15 protein-coding genes are annotated in these 17,650 nt (G+C 46.7%); 5 read left to right on the forward strand and 10 right to left on the reverse strand.

The window, feature by feature from the left end:
• Positions 1–12: 12 nt before the first annotated feature.
• The 3 genes from EML15_RS07175 to glpX all read right to left on the reverse strand — a co-directional run bounded on the left by EML15_RS07175 (position 13) and on the right by glpX (position 4,019).
• Positions 13–1,269: an NRAMP family divalent metal transporter gene (locus EML15_RS07175; protein WP_144274427.1), complete on the reverse strand. Its 1,257-nt coding sequence runs from the start codon at positions 1,267–1,269 to the stop codon at positions 13–15.
• 169 nt (positions 1,270–1,438) lie between these two features.
• Positions 1,439–2,836, reverse strand: a complete 1,398-nt coding sequence (locus tag EML15_RS07180) for a class II fumarate hydratase (protein ID WP_144274429.1) — start codon at positions 2,834–2,836, stop codon at positions 1,439–1,441.
• Positions 2,837–3,017: 181 nt separating this feature from the next.
• Positions 3,018–4,019, reverse strand: coding sequence for a class II fructose-bisphosphatase (gene glpX, locus EML15_RS07185; protein ID WP_144274431.1), 1,002 nt, complete (start codon positions 4,017–4,019; stop codon positions 3,018–3,020).
• A 300-nt stretch (positions 4,020–4,319) separates the two neighbouring features.
• On the opposite strand from glpX, the gene EML15_RS07190 reads away from it, so the two are divergent.
• Entirely contained in the window at positions 4,320–4,901 is a 582-nt protein-coding gene (locus tag EML15_RS07190) for a DUF4245 domain-containing protein (RefSeq protein ID WP_246846951.1), read from the forward strand.
• 22 nt (positions 4,902–4,923) lie between these two features.
• Here EML15_RS07190 and EML15_RS07195 read toward each other — a convergent pair whose 3' ends face one another.
• A complete protein-coding gene (locus tag EML15_RS07195) occupies positions 4,924–5,196 on the reverse strand; it encodes an exodeoxyribonuclease VII small subunit (RefSeq protein WP_144274959.1) in 273 nt (90 codons plus the stop codon).
• A 59-nt stretch (positions 5,197–5,255) separates the two neighbouring features.
• Positions 5,256–6,497 carry an exodeoxyribonuclease VII large subunit gene (xseA, locus tag EML15_RS07200; protein ID WP_144274433.1) on the reverse strand — a complete coding sequence of 414 codons (1,242 nt, stop codon included), beginning with the start codon at positions 6,495–6,497 and terminating at the stop codon, positions 5,256–5,258.
• Between the two features lie 181 nt (positions 6,498–6,678).
• Between xseA and EML15_RS07205 the strand changes: the two genes are divergently transcribed.
• Positions 6,679–7,644, forward strand: a complete 966-nt coding sequence (locus tag EML15_RS07205) for a 4-hydroxy-3-methylbut-2-enyl diphosphate reductase (protein WP_246846988.1) — start codon at positions 6,679–6,681, stop codon at positions 7,642–7,644.
• 83 nt (positions 7,645–7,727) lie between these two features.
• Here EML15_RS07205 and EML15_RS07210 read toward each other — a convergent pair whose 3' ends face one another.
• The 4 genes from EML15_RS07210 to EML15_RS07225 form a co-directional block, all read right to left on the reverse strand.
• Entirely contained in the window at positions 7,728–8,657 is a 930-nt protein-coding gene (locus EML15_RS07210; RefSeq protein ID WP_144274437.1) for a DUF6542 domain-containing protein, read from the reverse strand.
• A 77-nt stretch (positions 8,658–8,734) separates the two neighbouring features.
• Positions 8,735–10,174: an AI-2E family transporter gene (locus EML15_RS07215; RefSeq protein WP_144274960.1), complete on the reverse strand. Its 1,440-nt coding sequence runs from the start codon at positions 10,172–10,174 to the stop codon at positions 8,735–8,737.
• Between the two features lie 155 nt (positions 10,175–10,329).
• The gene (gene metS, locus EML15_RS07220) at positions 10,330–10,497 is read right to left on the reverse strand and encodes a methionine/alanine import NSS transporter subunit MetS (protein ID WP_144274439.1); all 168 of its coding nucleotides are present in this window, start codon (positions 10,495–10,497) and stop codon (positions 10,330–10,332) included.
• On the reverse strand, positions 10,494–12,149 hold the full coding sequence (locus EML15_RS07225; RefSeq protein WP_144274441.1) for a sodium-dependent transporter: 1,656 nt from the start codon (positions 12,147–12,149) through the stop codon (positions 10,494–10,496). Before EML15_RS07225 ends, metS begins: the two co-directional genes overlap by 4 nt.
• A 297-nt stretch (positions 12,150–12,446) precedes the next feature.
• On the opposite strand from EML15_RS07225, the gene ychF reads away from it, so the two are divergent.
• From ychF to EML15_RS07240, 3 genes are all read left to right on the forward strand, one after another.
• Complete coding sequence (gene ychF / locus EML15_RS07230) at positions 12,447–13,532, forward strand: redox-regulated ATPase YchF (RefSeq protein ID WP_144274443.1); 1,086 nt, start codon at positions 12,447–12,449, stop codon at positions 13,530–13,532.
• A gap of 55 nt (positions 13,533–13,587) precedes the next feature.
• Positions 13,588–15,543 carry a BCCT family transporter gene (locus EML15_RS07235; protein WP_144274445.1) on the forward strand — a complete coding sequence of 652 codons (1,956 nt, stop codon included), beginning with the start codon at positions 13,588–13,590 and terminating at the stop codon, positions 15,541–15,543.
• A gap of 90 nt (positions 15,544–15,633) precedes the next feature.
• Positions 15,634–17,016, forward strand: a complete 1,383-nt coding sequence (locus EML15_RS07240) for an amidase family protein (protein WP_144274447.1) — start codon at positions 15,634–15,636, stop codon at positions 17,014–17,016.
• Here the strand turns inward: EML15_RS07240 and EML15_RS07245 are convergent.
• Positions 17,013–17,519, reverse strand: a complete 507-nt coding sequence (locus EML15_RS07245; protein ID WP_144274449.1) for a DUF2938 family protein — start codon at positions 17,517–17,519, stop codon at positions 17,013–17,015. The two genes, EML15_RS07240 and EML15_RS07245, sit on opposite strands and share 4 nt — an antisense overlap.
• Between the last annotated feature and the right edge of the window lie 131 nt (positions 17,520–17,650).

Genomic DNA, 17,650 nt, shown 5'->3' on the forward strand with positions numbered 1-17,650 from the left:
AATAAGTAAGTGTTAGTGAAGTAGCTCAAAAACTCCGCCGAAAGAGCGCCATGCAAGGAACCAGGCGATAACCACGGCAATCATGCCGATGGCGATAAGCCAACGTGGATAGCGATAACCATGCAATATGCTGTGCGAACGGAAACAAGCGACAAAGATAATCACACTAAAGCCAATGGGGAGCACTAAACCATTGAATGCGCCGGCAAATACTAGAAGTAGTGCAGGGGCAGTACCTACAATAATGAACGCAACACTAGAAATAGTGATGAACACAATGGTGACGATATTTTGTATCCGCACATTATCTGCCTTATTAGGTACAAGGAACGTAGCTGACGTGTAGCTTGCCCCAATCACTGAACTCAATGAAGCGGCCCAGAGCACAAAACCAAAAATGCGCAGTCCGATTTCGCCTGCTGCAACTTGGAATGCGTAACCAGCTGGATTTGCTGCATCGGTTAAGGAAACACCAGCGCTAACTACACCGAGAACCGCAAGGAAGAGCACGATACGCATAATACCGGTCAAAATAATGCCAGTTATTGATGATTTGCTCAGTGCAGAAACTTTCTCTACCCCAATATGACCTGAGTCGAGCATACGGTGTGCGCCAGCATAAGTGATATAACCACCGACAGTACCGCCAACCAAGGTGGTGATGGTGAGCCAGTCGATTGTTTCAGGTAAGACTGTGTTGCGCAATGCCTGCCCAACGGGTGGGTGAGAGACAAAAGCCACGTAGCAGGTCAATACCATCATGGAAATACCTAGCACGACGAGGATTTTGTCAAGGGCGGCACCTAAGTGCTTGAAAATAAAAATAGCAATAGCTAATGCTGCAGTGATGATACCACCAATTTTTGGATCTAGGCCGATCATAGAATTAAGCCCAAGCCCGCCACCAGCTATATTTCCGATATTAAAGACAAATCCGCCTATGGCAATAAGAGCCGACAATAACCAGCCTAAACCTGGTACAACCCGATTGCCGAGTTCTTGTGCGCGTAGACCAGAGACTCCAATGACGCGCCATACATTAAGCTGAATGGCAATATCGAGCAGAATGGATACGACAATTGCGAATGCGAAAGCAGCGCCTAACTTATTGGTAAAGGTGGCTGTTTGGGTCAAAAACCCTGGCCCGATGGCACTGGTGGCCATGAGAAATACTGCACCCATAATGCTGCCGCGTGTTGTTGCAGTAGCAATTGCTTGTTGTGCGTTGGGCTGTGGGGATGATGACTGTGATTGTGCAGGTGTAGCCATGTCTGCTCCTTTGCAAGGAAAGTACAGGGAAGTACAAAGTACACGGAATAGAGTTGTTAAAAGTATAGTCAACTCCCCGCTACGTAAAGACAAAAAGTAGCGGGGAGCTATGTGATACTGGATATGGCCAGTATTTATAGGTGATTCACATCACGAAATGTGTGCGTGCTTATTTATCGCGGTCAGTATTTGCCATGGAAAGCACGTCGAGACGCTTATCAAGCTCTTCCTCGGTAAGTTTTTCACCATCAACAAAGCCCAAATCAATGACCGTTTGGCGAATAGTCTTACCTTCTTTGAGCGCTGTCTTTGCCACTTTCGCTGCATTCTCGTAGCCGATAGCAGAGTTAAGTGGGGTAACAATAGAAGGAGAAGACTCAGCCAAAGTGCGCATATGCTCTACATTTGGCTCAATACCATCAACAAGACGCTCAGCAAAAACACGAGCTGTATTAGCAAGCAAACGCGCTGACTCAAGTACGTTACGTGCCATGAGAGGAATATACACATTAAGCTCAAATGCGCCTTGGGAACCACCAAATGCAACAGCTGCATCATTACCAATTACCTGGGCAGCCACTTGGGTTGCAGTCTCGCACAGCACTGGATTAACCTTGCCTGGCATGATAGAAGAACCAGGCTGAAGGTCAGGAAGACGAATCTCGCCCAGGCCGGTAAGTGGTCCAGAACCCATCCAGCGGATATCATTAGCAATTTTGTTGAGTGAAATAGCAATAGTACGCATTGCGCCGGAGAACTCTACAAGCGCATCACGATTTGCCTGTGCCTCAAAGTGATTGACGCATTCGCGCAAGTCTGATAATCCAGTCAGATTAACGAGCTCAGCAGTAACTTTTTCGCCGAAGTCTGCTGGTGTATTCAGACCGGTTCCTACAGCAGTACCACCGATAGGCAATTCGCCCAAGCGTGGTAGCGTTGCCTCTACGCGCTCAATTCCTGCTTCAATTTGGCGAGCATAGCCAGAAAATTCTTGTCCAAGTGTTACTGGAACTGCATCCATGAGGTGAGTGCGACCAGACTTAACGACGGTTTCCCATGCCTTTGCTTTAGTAGCTAAAGACTGGTGTAACACCTTAAGGCCTGGGATGAGATCTTTAACAGCTGCTTCTGTGGCGGCAACATGAGTTGCAGTAGGGAAAGTGTCATTAGAGGACTGTCCCATATTGACATGGTCATTAGGGTGTACCTCTACGCCATTATTTTTAGCAATGGAAGCAATGACCTCGTTGGTGTTCATATTAGATGATGTACCAGAACCGGTTTGGAACACGTCGATAGGGAACTCTGCATCATGTTTACCATCGGCAATTTCTTGAGCTGCGCTAATGATTGCGTCTGCTTGTTGCGCGTCGAGTAAACCACGATCTTTATTAACTTTGGCGCAGGCTGCTTTGAGTAGCCCCATCGCGCGAATCTGTGCAGATTCTAGACCTTGACCAGAGATAGGGAAGTTTTCAACAGCACGTTGTGTTTGGGCACGCCATAGTGCATTAACTGGGACTTTTACTTCACCCATTGTGTCGTGTTCGATACGATACTCAGTCATTTTTCATCACTTTCTGTATATGTGTTCGGATATGAAGTCTTATAGTCAGATACTCTGGGCAAACCTGCTTAGAATTGCTTAGCATACAGAGCAACACCACAAGTATGGACTATTTTTTCTTTTCTTGATAGCTCTGGGGTATCTCTGGGGGCACCAAAGACATAGCAGATCTATATCTGTTTTATTCTGCGTAGTCGACAACAGAGTATTCAGCAAGTTTTGGCAGCTTATGCACAGATTCAATATAGCGAATTGTTCCGGAGCGAGATCGCATAACTAATGAACGTGTGGTGGCTCCGTTTTTGCGATAAGACACTCCACGCAGCATATCGCCATTAGTGACACCAGTAGCAGCAAAGAAACAGTTATCAGATCGTACGAGATCATTAGTTGTGAGAACTTGGCTCAAATCATGCCCTGCCGCACGTGCTTTCGCAGCCTCTGCCTCATCTTTTGGTGCAAGCATTCCTTGAATTTCGCCATCCATGCACTTCATAGCGCAGGCAGCGATAATTCCTTCTGGTGTGCCACCAATGCCCATCATAAGATCCACGGAATTAGAATCTTGTGCAGCAGATACGGCACCGGCGACGTCACCATCACGAATAAGTCGCACTTTTGCTCCTGCTTCACGGATTTCTTTGATCAAAGTGATATGGCGTGGACGATCAAGAACCACAACAGTAACGTCGCTAGGCGAAATACCTTTAGCCTGAGCCACAGCCTTGATGTTGTATTCTGTAGGAGCAGTAATGTCGATTTTACCTGCAGCTTCACTGCCTACTGCGATTTTTTTCATATAAAACACTGCAGAGGGATCATACATGGAACCACGTTCTGCAGCAGCAATAACAGAGATCGCATTAGGGCGTCCCTCAGCCATGAGCGTGGTGCCATCAATGGGGTCGACAGCAATATCAACCTCAGCACCTACTCCAGTACCGACTTTTTCACCATTGAAGAGCATAGGTGCTTCGTCTTTTTCGCCTTCACCGATGACGACGACACCATTCATCTCTACCGAGTTGATGAGCTTGCGCATTGCATCAACGGCAGCGCCATCACCTTCGTTTTTCATTCCACGACCAACCCAGCGACCAGATGCTAATGCGGCAGCTTCGGTAACTCGAACCAACTCGAGTGCGAGATTACGATCTGGTGTCTCGGTAAGATGAACGTTCATGAACGTATGCCTCCTGTGGCAAAAAGGAATCTAGAATGTCAATTATTCTTAACACACGGATAATTTTTTGTTTCCTTATCCGTTTTTAATTCTTCCATTCTTTCTTTTGTTTTTGTGGTACCACTACACCCGTATAAGGGCAATATAGTGGTTATTGCGTCTAAAATATCCTCTTCCTTGCTTTCGACGCACGGAAAGTCCTGATAGTGGGTGGAAATTTTATGGCGAAAAATGTTTGTTAGATATGCCACGCTGTTTATGAGCTAACGCTTAAAAAGCGAAACGTGCCATACTGGATTTGTGGCTGAAGAAAAACCGAAAATCTTTCAAGACGGACGCGATATGTTTTACTCAGTAGGAGTAATTGTTGTCGTTATGGTTGCGCTTGTAGCTTTTACAGGTATGTGTAGTTTTGATCGTAAAAGTGCAGAGCACGTTCCGGTCACAAAGATTGATGCTCCCGCCTTTTTTTCTTTAGAAGCACGAGCAGCTACTTTTCCAGTGCGTTTGCCAGATATGCCGCAGGATTGGACAGTTAATTCGGCGCGACGTGCTGATATAGCGGGTTCGCCAGCTCCTGTCGTGGGATGGGTTTTTTCAGAGAACGATAAAGATGGTTATGTGCAATTAGTGCAAACAGATTTATCTGTGGCAGAAATCGTAGAAAAATATGATGAGAATGTTCGAGAGATTGCGCGAACCTATGAACTTGATGGTGAGACTGTCCAGGTAGCTGCTGCGTCAGATAAGAAGGTTCGTGAGCTACGCATTATCGATTTAGCGGACGTACGATTAGTGGTTACTGGTGCTGCTACTGAGGCACAGTTTAACGAGGTGCTGCGCCAAACAATGCGCGCACAACCATTAGATACTGCAATGTAGCCCATTGATAATAGGCAGGGGGCTATTCGGCTGTTTCGTTTTGCGTCGGATGCTGTGCTAGTACGTTCTCAACCTTATTTTTTGCACCGGCAAGGTGCTGTTCGCAGCATTTTGCTAGTGCTTCACCACGTTCCCAGTATTTTAATGATTCGTCGAGGCTCATTTGTCCAAGCTCTAGTATTTTTACAACTTCAATGAGTTCAGCACGAGCTTGTTCATAGGAAAGTGTTTCGACAGCAGCAAAATCTGCATCATGTGTACCGCTACCGATTACATCTGGGTTCTGGGAATTCATAGTATTCATGCTAATGGATCCTTTGGTTAGTATGCATAAAGATAGGAGTGAGAGTGGGATTAGTCTGCTTTATGGGTTTGCATAGCAGCTGCACTGATTGAGCCATCGCTGACTCTGATCCGTAGTTGGCTACCGGGAGGTGCTTGTTCAATAGAGGTAAGCACTTCAGCTGCATTGCTATTGCGTGAGATAACTTGTGCAATTGCATAACCACGAGCAAGTGTTGCTGAAGGTCCGAGAGTACTTACTTGATTACGAAGATTAGTAATGGTTGTTATTTCATTGCCGAGTAAAATTTGTATTTCTCTGCGTAATCTAGAGTGCGCTTGGATGAGTTCTTCTTCTCGGTTTCTAATGAGTGCATAGGGGTCTTTGAGCACTGGTCTATTCGATAAGACATGGAGATGATGCAACTCATTATGTACCCAATTGCGTAGTGCACCGGCGCTACGGTTACGTAGTTGAGCGATAAGTTCTTGTTCGGCGTGTGCATCGGGGACGACGCGCTTGGCGGCATCAGTAGGAGTTGCAGCGCGCACATCAGCAACATTATCCAGCACAGGGTTATCTGGTTCGTGCCCAATAGCCGAAACAACAGGTGTAGTTGCTTGTGCAACAGCGCGCTGGAGTGCCTCTTCTGAAAACGGTAATAGATCTTCAACGGAACCTCCGCCGCGGGCAATAATAATCACGTCGATGTCAGGGTCGGCGTCGAGTTCACTCAAAGCTGTAATGACTTCCGGGACGGTTCGAGGACCTTGCACTGCAGTATTGATGACGCGAAAATCGACGTTGCTCCATCGCGCTTGGGCAACGGAGATTACATCTCTTTCTGCTGCAGAACCACGACCAGTGATAAGACCAATTTTTCTTGGCAAGAGCGGTAAAGCGCGTTTGCGTGCTGGGTCGAATAGACCTTCGTCGGCAAGCTGCTTGCGTAAGCGCTCAATTTTTGCGAGCAATTCACCAATGCCAACAGGACGAATATCGGAGATGAGCAGTGAGAATGTACCACGACCTTCATAGAAATTGGGTTTGCCAAAAACGACCACTCGATCTCCGTCCTGGGGTCGGGTGGGTAATGTCTTTAACAATTGGGTAGGGCAAGTGAGGGAAATACTTGCTTCTACCTGAGGATCTCGCAGTGTTATATAGCTCATTTTCCAGTTGGGTTTGGAATTAAGCTGTGTAATTTGTCCTTCAACCCAAATAGAACCCAAACGCTCAATCCAGCTCTTGACTTTTGCGTTTACTTCACGCACTGGCCACGCATTTTCTGGACTAGGTGATTGCTGAGTCATGCGAGCCCTCCTTCATTGCTGATTGTCTTGAGATGTATGTTCTATATTAATAACTTCATGCGACATATCGGGAAATAGGTATTGAACAGTGCAGATGAAGAAAATGAATCTGTAGTTTAAGCTGGTTGCTATGGTTTTGCCGACAACTGCCACTTCCGCTACTTTTTCAGCTACGCATAGCATGGGAGATGATATGCCGTCACAAGGAAAAAAAATCTTGCTCGCAGCGCCGCGTGGTTATTGTGCGGGGGTGGATCGAGCCGTAGAAACTGTGGAACGCGCATTGGAGAAATACGGTGCTCCGGTATATGTTCGCAAAGAAATTGTGCATAATCGCTATGTCGTCGATACTTTAGCAGAGCGCGGGGCTATTTTTGTTAATGAAACTGATGAGGTTCCTGAGGGAGCAAACCTGGTGTTTTCTGCGCACGGTGTCAGCCCTGCGGTACATGAAGAAGCACGCGAGCTTAAGCTAAAGACTCTTGACGCTACGTGCCCACTGGTGACTAAAGTCCATAATGAGGTTAAGCGCTTTGCCCGCGACGGCTACCATATCCTTTTGGTTGGCCATGAAGGTCATGAAGAAGTGGAGGGGACTGCAGGGGAAGCTCCAGAAATTACGCACCTTGTAGATGGCGTTGCTGGAGTGGATAAACTTCCTGAGTTTTTGCATAACGAAAAGCTTGTGTGGCTTTCTCAAACCACACTTTCTGTTGATGAGACAATGGTTATTGTGCAGAAGCTCCATGAACGTTTTGATAATCTGCAGGACCCGCCTAGCGATGATATTTGTTATGCCACGCAAAATCGGCAAGTTGCTGTCAAAGCTATCGCTGAGCAAGCGCAGTTGGTAATTGTGGTGGGTTCTCAGAACTCTTCCAACTCAAAACGCCTGGTAGAGGTGGCTTTACAAGCAGGTGCTGATCATTCTTATCTTGTTGATTATGCGCACCAGATTGATCCGGCTTGGCTAGAAGGAGTGGAAGTAGTAGGAGTAACCTCAGGAGCATCAGTGCCGGAGATTCTGGTTCGTGATGTTGTCTCATTCTTGAATGAACGTGGTTATGGTGAGGTGGAAGAGGTATTAACAGCTGCTGAGAAAATTACTTTCTCGCTGCCACGTGATCTACGCCCGCCTCGAGCATAAAACCGCCGCGCGTACATTAAAGCGACCACTGCAGCTTGTGAGTGGTCGCGCTAGATTATGCTTTGGCACTTCCTAGCAAGTATCTAGCTGTATAAATCTCGGTTGAGCGAACGACGTTTTTCTTGACGAATACGAGAAGATGTGTGTTGCGGAGGAACCTGAGAGCTCTCATCATGTGGTGAGTTTATTACCTGTGGAGTGCGGATATTCTCACGTGAGCGAAGTGGGCGTTCACTATGGGGGTGCGCCTTGTTGCCTGTAGTATTTTCTGCTGTGCTGTGAGCTGTAACATCACGTTGGGTATGCTGCTGTGTGCGTTGTGGACGTGGAGCGTAGGTACGTGCTTGACGTCGTTGTGGATCACGCACAGTGGTAGTTTTTGCTGTTCTTGAGCGATTTTTCTTGCGCAAAAGTTCTTCTACAGTCACTGCGTTAGCATTTTTTGCATGACGACGTACCCGTTGCGTCTGTGAACGAGCTTTTTGTGCGGTAGCGACATTCCGCTGGTTTTGGTGCTTTTGTACCATGCGATGCTCTTGGGCATGAGCAGCACTACGCTTTGCACTAAGCTGCAATAATCGGATACGCAGAAAAGCAATAATGATGACTGCTACGGTGATAATGGCAAAAATGGGGAAGTGCTGGGCAAGTGGATAGACAGCGGTAATAATACGGGTTTTGCTTATCCCCTCGGCGCTATTTGTTGTGGAAGCGGAAACGACCCACCATCCAGTGAGGATGGTGAATATGCCAAAAATGATCGGAATGCTCGAGACTGTAAGGAAAAGATCCTGTGGCCTGGTAACAAGTGCAATTCCTATTGCTGCGATTACAAAAAGAACAAAGTAAGGCACTCCGATTGCTGCACTATGAACACTGATAAATAGCCCAATGAGTAAGGCACCAGAGAAAATGAGTAGTGAACACCATAATGGAATGCCAAAGAATGGCGTAGTACCTTGATTCTTCAAGCCACTCGGCGCCCGATGTTTTTGCATAGAATGGTACGTCACAAATGACTATAGTACCTGTTCGCGGCTTATTTCGTACACATATAGGCAACGTGTCGGTATGAAACTCTTGGTATGCGTTATTTTTTGTCTGGATCAATGATCGAAGATAGTTTCTGCAACGCACGGTAGGTATAGCTTGATCGACGTCGTGAGCTTATCGCACTATCTGTTTTGTGATCATGCACATCCTCATGATCTTCTTTCTGGGGATCTTCTGGATCGCTTTGTGGTTCGCTACCTACTGTATTAGTTGTGTGGTTACCGCTTAAATTAGCGAGGAATTGGAGACGGAATTTTCGTCCCAGTTCTTCTCCTTCTTTTGCAGTAAGTGTTCCTGCCGTAGTAACAAAATTGATTTGCTCAGCAGTTTTCTCGCCAGAACGCAATGCGATCATATCCTCTATGTAATGCAAGAATACAGCAATAGTTGCAGCAACTGGTACCGCTAGAAACGCACCAACGATATCAAAAAGGCTGCTGCCAATAGTTACTGAAAGCAAAATAATTGCAGGGTGCAGGTTCATAGCGCGCGATTGCAAAATAGGGGACAATACATTGCCTTCTAATTGTTGAACTGCCAGCACAATGATCAAGGTAATAATTGCTTTTGTCAGCCCCAAGGAAACCAATGCCACCAATACTGCCAAAGCACCGGCAACAACAGCACCCAAAATAGGAATGAAACCAGCAATAAAAGTAAGCACTGTCAGGGTAAAAGCCATGGGTACCCCAAGGATGTATAATCCAAGCCCAATGAAGAATGCATCGACTAATGAGACTATTGCTTGGGCGCGAATGAATCCGCTTAGGGTGTTCCACACACGGAATAATACTTCTGTCAAATGCCAGCCAACGCGTTGACCGGTGATTCTTCTGAGCCAGGGGAGGAATTTATCGCCGTCTTTGAGGAAGAAGAATGTTAAGACGAGGACAATACCGGCCGTGATGAGCACTGAAGTGGCAATACCAATTCCTGAATAAATTTCGCTGGCTATTTTGCCTGATTTATTTTGCAGCCACTGTATTGCGGAGTTGAGCCGTTCTGCCATTTTGTCATCGTCAAGGTTGAACGGGGGACCTTGGAGCCATGATTGAGCACGCTGAATTCCCTCAAATGCTTGATGATAAACAATTTGTGATTGGCGGACAACGTCGGGTGCGATGAAATAAATAATCCCGCCCAAAAATGCAATGCTGGATAGAATAACGGAAAAAGCAGCAAATCCTGCAGGTAAACCTATCTTCCGTAATGCTGCAACGGGTGGCCATAGGACTGTGCAAATAATGAGGGCGAGAATGATTGGGAGAACACCCTCCCATACTTTTTTCAGCAAAAACCAACTCACATAGGCTGCGGCACAAATCAAGAGCAACCGCAATGACCATTGCGCGAGTCTGCGAACCCCATCAACAATGACAACAGAACGGTCAATAGGGTGTTTGTCGGCTGGACTGAGCTGCTCAAACACTGTTTCTGCGTCATGTGCTGGTGGAGCAGAAACATCGACACTATTCATGTTTTCTTGCGTGTTATTGCTTTCGACGTTATGCGTTGGTTTTTCGCTTGTGCTCACGATGTATATTCTGCCTTATAACTGTCAGCGGTGGTAGTAAAGCTGCCTGATTATGAAGAAAAACTTTCATAATCAGGCAGCTAGGGCACATGAACTATTTAGCGATATTCTTGGGAGATAAGCACCTCGTCGGTAGCTTTTTCTGAATTTCCTAAAATGCCGGAGCTTTCATCGGGATTGCGCTGCAAGTGCACAAGACTGAGGATCAGTCCACCCCAAATAACCACGATGAATAGCACTAACATGATAATGGCAATGGTACTCATCGTAATTCCTCTCGGTTGTATTGTTCGATGGCGAAACCAGCGATACGTGGTTTTTCTGGGTCATATTGTTGCGGTGTCGTAGGAGTGCGCGCAATTTCTGGAGCAATACCAAAATCAGAGCCAGGAGGACCGTCGACAGGCAGATTCTTTGGCCAGCTGACGATACTCATCACGATAGACGCTATTGCGATAATGCCGAGAACACCCCATCCGTAGAGGGCGACCTGGGTGCTGGAATAACCACCATAGGGTTCTTTTGCCAAACTGATGAGTTCTTGCAGCAAAGTGTATCCCAGCACCAGGGAGGTGAGATTGACCACGCATATACGCCAGATGGTGCCTACTTGGAATGAAGATACTTGATTGAGATGTGCAGAGAACTCACCAATACGGCGCAAAATCCAGTCCACGACAACGATGATAATTAATGCGATAAGCACAATGCCGACGTTGTTGGTGAATTTATCCATAATGTCGAGTGTGCCCAGACCAGAGGTGGTGGAAAACAGCACGATAGAGATGACAGCCATGATAATGCCAATGGTGACTGCAGTAGGAGTGCGCTTTGTTCCCAGTTTGTCCTTAAAAGCTGAAACAACTGGCTCGAATAGGGAAAATAGTGAGGTAAAGCCAGCGATGGTCAGTGAACCAAAGAAGAATACACCGAAAATTGCGCCCATAGGCATTTGGTTGATTACGGTTGGGAAAGCAATGAAAGCCAGTCCAATGCCAGATTGCGCAACCTGATCAACACCTGTGTTTTGCGCAGCTGCCATAAATCCTAGGGTGGCAAACACACCAATACCTGCTAAAACCTCAAAGGAAGAGTTGGCGAATGCGGTCACCAGGCCAGTGCCAGTGAGGTTGGTGCGTGGTTTGAGGTAGGAGGAGTAGGTCATCATAATGCCGAAACTCACTGAGAGGGAGAAGAAAATCTGTCCATAGGCAGCAACCCATACTTTGGTGTCACTGAGTGCTTCCCAGTTTGGGGTGAAGAACGCATTAAGACCATTGGCGGCACCATTGAGGAACAGTGAGCGAATAACAACGATCAAAAATAGGATGGTGAGTACGGGCATGAAAATCTTTGAGATTCTGCCGATACCAGCATCGACTCCCATTGCGACGACGATGATTGCCGCGACCCATACGACAATCATGGCAAGGAGGATCTGTGGTACGAATTCACCGGTGAAAGAGGAAGCTGTATCTGCATGAAGAAAGTCGTTCATGAAATAGGTTTCCGTGTCCTCGCCCCATGCTTGGTTAAAGGATTTTATGGTGTAGAGCAATGCCCAGCCGATGATGGCGGCATAGTAAATGGTGATAAAGAAGCAGATTCCAACTTGAATCCAACCCACTGGTTCTGTCCACTTCTTGAAGCGACGGAAGATGAGTGGATCGGAACCGCGGTAGCGGTGTCCCATTGCGTAGTCAAGGAAGAGCAGTGGAATTCCGGCGGTAATCAGCGCGATCATGTAGGGGATTAAGAAAGCGCCGCCACCATTTTCATATGCGACATAGGGGAAACGCCAGATATTACCGAGTCCTACAGCAGAGCCGATAGCAGCAAGCAAAAATACCCAGCGGCTAGAGAATGTCTCTCGACGTGCCCCTTGAGTTTGTTGGGGACTGTTGGGTGAATCAGTCATGATCACAACCTTTTCGACGAATATGTGTGGCACAAGTAGCGGATATGCAACCACACAAATAACTATAATTTAATAGAATTAAATAGCAGAAGATAATGAAATATACAAGAACTAACCTAGGGGTGGGGCATATGCTCTTGGAATCTAAGCGACGATATCGGGTAGATCGTTGCTGAATAGTAGGTATCTTAAACGCTTGAATGGTCATCGAGAAAATTACCGAGAAAATGGCCAAGCGTAAGCCAAGTCTGGGGTCATTATCATCTCGATTATGAATGGGTGTTACTATGGCTTGTTGTGAGCCTTACTCTTGGAATTGTCGGATTGCCTAATGTGGGCAAGTCCACTCTTTTTAATGCCTTAACTAGAAATGATGTTTTAGCAGCTAACTATCCATTTGCCACAATTGAGCCAAATGTTGGTTTAGTGGAGTTGCCGGATCAACGCCTCAATCGTCTGGCGGAAATTTTCTCCTCAGAGCGTATTTTGCCAGCGACTGTTTCTTTTGTTGATATTGCAGGTATCGTCAAAGGCGCTGCAGACGGTGAAGGAATGGGTAATGCTTTTCTGGCAAACATTCGAGAAGCGGATGCTATTTGTCAGGTCGTTCGTGCCTTTGCCGACGACGATGTTATCCACGTTGATGGAAAAGTAGAGCCAAGTGCAGATATTGAGGTTATCAATACCGAGCTCGTGCTTGCAGATTTGCAGACTATCGAAAAAGCACTACCACGTTTAGAAAAAGAAGCGCGCAAGAACAAAGAACTTGCACAAACGGTAGCTGAAGTAAAGAAAGCGCAAAGTGTTTTAGAAGACGGTCGCACGCTATTTGTGGCTGCTAAACAAGGAGAAATTGAGTTATCCCTCCTACGTGAGCTGCATTTGATGACTGCAAAACCTTTCCTTTATGTCTTTAACTCAGATGAGGAAGTGCTCAGCGACGAAGATCGCAAAGCGCAGTTAAGAGAATTAGTTGCTCCTGCTGATTGCGTATTTTTGGATGCAAAAACCGAAACTGAACTTTTTGAGTTAGATGAAGAAGAAGCACTAGAGCTGCTTAATTCTGTGGGACAGGATGAACCTGGATTACACACTTTGGCTAAAGCTGGTTTCGCTACTCTTGGTTTGCAGACCTATCTGACAGCTGGACCTAAAGAAGCACGTGCGTGGACTATTCCACAGGGAGCTACTGCGCCGCAGGCAGCAGGGGTTATCCACTCTGATTTTGAGCGTGGTTTTATTAAAGCTGAAATTGTCTCCTTTGAGGATTTGGATGCTGCTGGTTCTATGGCAGAGGCCAAAGCCCGCGGACGGGTGCGCCAAGAAGGAAAAGACTACATCATGGCTGACGGCGATGTGGTTGAGTTCCGTTTTAATGTCTAGTTTCTAACCACTATTAGGGGCGTCGAAAAGCGTTTTCGTTATACTGGGGCACATTATGTCCAGTATTGACGAGAACGCACCTGACAGTAGAGATAGTAAAGACAGTAGTTCGACAAGCACGAAGAGTACGCACGATCATTTTCCCTCTGGGCGTAGTCGTACGTTTTTGCAAGAGGTAACATATCCGCATAGTATTCACCCAGCACTCGTTCCTGGAGTGAGTATCGAAGATCAACGCATCAACTATCGTATTGATAGACCGATAACTCTTATAGTTGGTGTGATTGTTATTGCCTTTGTTATCTGGGGTGTTATTGCTCCAGAACAAGTTTCTTATAGCTCAAGTATCGCCTTGGATTGGGTTATGCGCAATCTTGGTTGGATCTTTACCACGATTGCCATTGGTTTGAGCGTATTTCTCATTGCCCTTGCGCTTTCGCGTTATGGGCGAATTCCACTTGGGCTTGATGACGAAGAACCAGAGTATTCTACTTTATCCTGGTCATCAATGCTTTTTGCGGCGGGGATTGGTATTGGCATTATCTTCTTTGGGCCATATGAGCCATTGAGCTTTTATCTCAATCCGCGCCCTGGTGCCTATGAACCTGCGTCGGATGAAGCAGTATTAGGAGCACTAGCGCAGTCGGCACTGCATTGGGGACTCAACGCCTGGGCCATTTATGCCATTGTTGGGTTGTCGGTAGGTTATGTTTCTTATCGACGAGGACGCGTGCCGTTGATGAGCTCGATTCTTATGCCTCTGTTTGGTAATAAATCTAGTACCTCAGCTCCGGCTCGTATTATTGATGCTTTGGCGATCATCGCTATTCTCTTTGGTACGGCTGCTTCTTTAGGAATCGGTGCAATTCAGATAAGTACAGGTGTAGAACTGGTATCTGGTTGGTCGAGTCAAGGAAATACTTTGGCCATCATTGTTATTGTGCTGCTGACTATTGGCACTATTGCCTCTGCTGTGTCTGGGGTGGCAAAGGGGATTAGATGGCTCTCGAATATCAATCTTGTTCTCGCTATAGCTTTGGCAGTGTTCATTTTTGTACTTGGTCCTACTGCTTTTCTGATGAATATGCTGCCAGGGGTATTGATGACCTACATTGGGCAGATGCCTGAGATGCTTGGAGCTAACATGGGCCAAGGGGAGAAAATGCAAGAATTTCTCTCTAGTTGGACAACTTTCTACTGGGCATGGTGGGTTTCCTGGTCACCTTTTGTTGGGGTATTTGTCGCAAAAATTTCTCGTGGTCGCACCATTAGGCAATTTATTTTTGGCGTATTGTTTATTCCTTCTAGCATTATCATCATTGCCTTTTGCATTTTAGGTGGTACGACTATTTGGCTACAGCGCCAGCATGGCGATATTGCTCCTGGAAATGATCCAGCAGCGATGCCAAGTCCAGAACACACGATCTTTGTGCTACTTGATCATTTGCCTGCGTCGCATTTTGTGTCTTGTGCGGTAGTAGTGATGTTGGCAGTATTTTTTATTACTTCTGCCGATTCGGCGTCGTTGGTGAATTCGCAATTATCGCAGCAGGGAAATCCGCAGCCTCGTCGTATAGTTACTGCTTTTTGGGCATTGTGTATGTCTGGTATTGCTGTGGTTATTTTGCTTTCGGGTGGAAATAATGCGCTTAAAGGATTGCAGAATCTTATTACTATTACTGCTTTGCCCTTCGCGCTGATTTTGATTGCTATGGCAGTAGCGTTGGTGAAGGAACTACGTCATGATCCGACAACCATTCGCCAAGTTTTCCAGCATCGTGCTGTGGAAAATGCGGTAGTGCATGGTGTGCGTGAATATGGTGATAATTTTGCGTTGGCAATTGAGGCAAGCAAAGAAGAAGAGTATGCCACAGGCGCAGATTTTGATTCCACGGCAGAAGAAGTGGTCGAGTGGTATGCCAGAACCGATGAAGAGGGTAATCGTGTGGGTTATGACTACGAAACAGGGGAGTATTTGGCGGAGCCTAATGATGGTCCTAACCAGGGTTGATGAGCCATTTCTGGTGTCTAACATATCGAGTATCTATAGTGTATTAGAAACTACTTCTTTAAGTGAGAGTGTGACACCAACAGGAGGACAATGATGATTGCATGGCACACGTTCGACGCCCACCAATGGCGTGAAGCAGTAGAAAAACACGGGGCGTACGCTGGTATAGAAGCAGCATTAGCACGCCTTGAACAGCATAATCCCACCCTCAACGCTTTTACTGTGGTGCTCAAAGAAGAAGCCCTCGCCAGGGCACAAGAGCTCGACGCTATGCCTGCGAATCAACGTGGAGTTCTCCACGGTGTTCCCGTTGCCATCAAAGATGAAAATGATGTTGCTGGAACTGTGACAACATTTGGCACGAACGCCAATTCTATACCGAAGAAAACAGACTCTCTTACTGTGCAAAGATTACGTGATGCAGGCGCAATTATTATTGGCAAAACCACCATGCCTGCTTTTGGTGCCTTCCCTTTCACAGAGTCTGAGGCTTTTGGGATTACTCGCAATCCACGCAATCATGCGTGCACACCGGGTGGTTCTTCCGGCGGTTCGGCAGCTGCGGTAGCTGCTGGGATTGTTCCTCTTGCTCTCGGCGGTGACGGTGGTGGTTCTATCCGTATTCCTGCTGATCGGTGTGGTTTGGTGGGGCTCAAGCCTGCCCGTGGTGTTGTCCCCACTACTCCTTATGATCATTTGTGGTATCACCTGGGAGTTGCCGGCCCTATTGTGCGTAGTGTGCGTGATGCGGAATTGATGTTTGATGTCATCACTGGTCGTGTGGACAGTGAAACAACTAGCGAACAAGCACAAGCAACAGTACAGCAACCAAAGAAATTACGTATCGGTGTTAACCTCACGCCGTGTAGCCCACTGGCAAAACTCCCTAAGGATCATCAGCGTGCTGTGGAAAACATTGCTGATCAGCTACGTTCTCTCGGGCATCAGGTAGACAGTATTGATCGTCGCCCTGCTGATCCAACGTTGCCTTTCGTCGTACAATTTTTTGCTGGGCTCATTGCAGAAATTAAGGATCTTGACCACCCAGAAAAGGTAGAGAAATTACACAAGTACACCACAAAGCTCGGTTTTTGGGCGCGCGGGCCAGTGCTTCGATGGGCATTAAAGCACAGTGAGCGTTTTGGGGAGCGGATGGAACGCAACTTTGCCCAGTACGACGTGCTGCTCACCCCTACAACAGCTTCTCGTCCAGATAAGATTGGTGTGCTTGAGCGAGGCGGGTTGATTCGGGCAATGATAAAATCCATTCCCTCTATTGCATATGTGATGCCGTGGAATGTTTCTGGGCACCCTGCTTTGGCTTTGCCCGTTGCGGTGGGCCAGGATGGCTTGCCTGTATCCGTGCAATTTATTGCTGGAAAAACTCATCCTGGTGAGGGAGAAAAACTCTTGTGCCAGTTAGGAAAGCAGTTAGAGGATGCGGGGTTATTGGTTCATGAGTTTGGCGTTTAGTTCTTGTGGGCTTTATTGAGTAGGCGAGCACCTGTGTAGAGTCCTATACCATAAAAGGTATGTGCTCTCAGGCTACGGTATGCAGCCACCGCCGGTTGTGGTGTTTTTGATGCCATGAAACCTAAACCGAAAGCCGGCTGCATGAGAAACCATGGCGCAATTGTGGTTGATACGCCAGCAGCAATGGAACCGATGAGTCTTGGGTTGCGTGACCACTGTGGCAGCGCACTATCAAAGAGTCCAGCAAATCCAATACCGATTAAATAATGCGCGGCGATCCCTACTGCCTGTTCGTGAGGAACAGACGGTGATTGTGCAATAGACTCATGTACAAATTTTCCATCTTTCATGCCTAAAACCCAGCGTCCCACGAAGTCTAAGTTCAGCGGTGGTACACCTGTTGTTTTTCGTACAATTTCAGACGCAATATCCATTACCGCTGTTGCTGTGCTACCGATGATAAGTGCTCGAGCAATTGTTGTGCTAAAAGTTTTTCTGTTCATCTTTTTCATGGTAATGAGAAAGAGCGGGGGGGGGGGCAAGTTTTATGCTCTTTCATTAAGCAGCTTCGTCTTAAGATTTTATTTTCTATATCTGATAAAAAATTATGTGTTACTTAGCGTGTGTTTAGAAG

It is taken from the genome of Corynebacterium sp. sy017 (assembly GCF_017918135.1).
In the GTDB taxonomy this organism is placed as follows: domain Bacteria; phylum Actinomycetota; class Actinomycetes; order Mycobacteriales; family Mycobacteriaceae; genus Corynebacterium.

Bases quoted from the DNA above. Each gene is read 5' to 3' on its own strand.
- EML15_RS07195 (WP_144274959.1), bottom strand. From the start codon at position 5,196: ATGAATTCCCAGAACCCAGATGTAATCGGTAGCGGTACACATGATGCA.
- EML15_RS07215 (WP_144274960.1), bottom strand. From the start codon at position 10,174: ATGAATAGTGTCGATGTTTCTGCTCCACCAGCACATGACGCAGAAACA.
- EML15_RS07225 (WP_144274441.1), bottom strand. From the start codon at position 12,149: ATGACTGATTCACCCAACAGTCCCCAACAAACTCAAGGGGCACGTCGA.
- EML15_RS07205 (WP_246846988.1), top strand. From the start codon at position 6,679: ATGGGAGATGATATGCCGTCACAAGGAAAAAAAATCTTGCTCGCAGCG.
- EML15_RS07240 (WP_144274447.1), top strand. From the start codon at position 15,634: ATGATGATTGCATGGCACACGTTCGACGCCCACCAATGGCGTGAAGCA.
- metS (WP_144274439.1), bottom strand. From the start codon at position 10,497: ATGAGTACCATTGCCATTATCATGTTAGTGCTATTCATCGTGGTTATT.
- EML15_RS07245 (WP_144274449.1), bottom strand. From the start codon at position 17,519: ATGAACAGAAAAACTTTTAGCACAACAATTGCTCGAGCACTTATCATC.
- EML15_RS07180 (WP_144274429.1), bottom strand. From the start codon at position 2,836: ATGACTGAGTATCGTATCGAACACGACACAATGGGTGAAGTAAAAGTC.
- xseA (WP_144274433.1), bottom strand. From the start codon at position 6,497: ATGACTCAGCAATCACCTAGTCCAGAAAATGCGTGGCCAGTGCGTGAA.
- EML15_RS07175 (WP_144274427.1), bottom strand. From the start codon at position 1,269: ATGGCTACACCTGCACAATCACAGTCATCATCCCCACAGCCCAACGCA.
- EML15_RS07235 (WP_144274445.1), top strand. From the start codon at position 13,588: ATGTCCAGTATTGACGAGAACGCACCTGACAGTAGAGATAGTAAAGAC.
- glpX (WP_144274431.1), bottom strand. From the start codon at position 4,019: ATGAACGTTCATCTTACCGAGACACCAGATCGTAATCTCGCACTCGAG.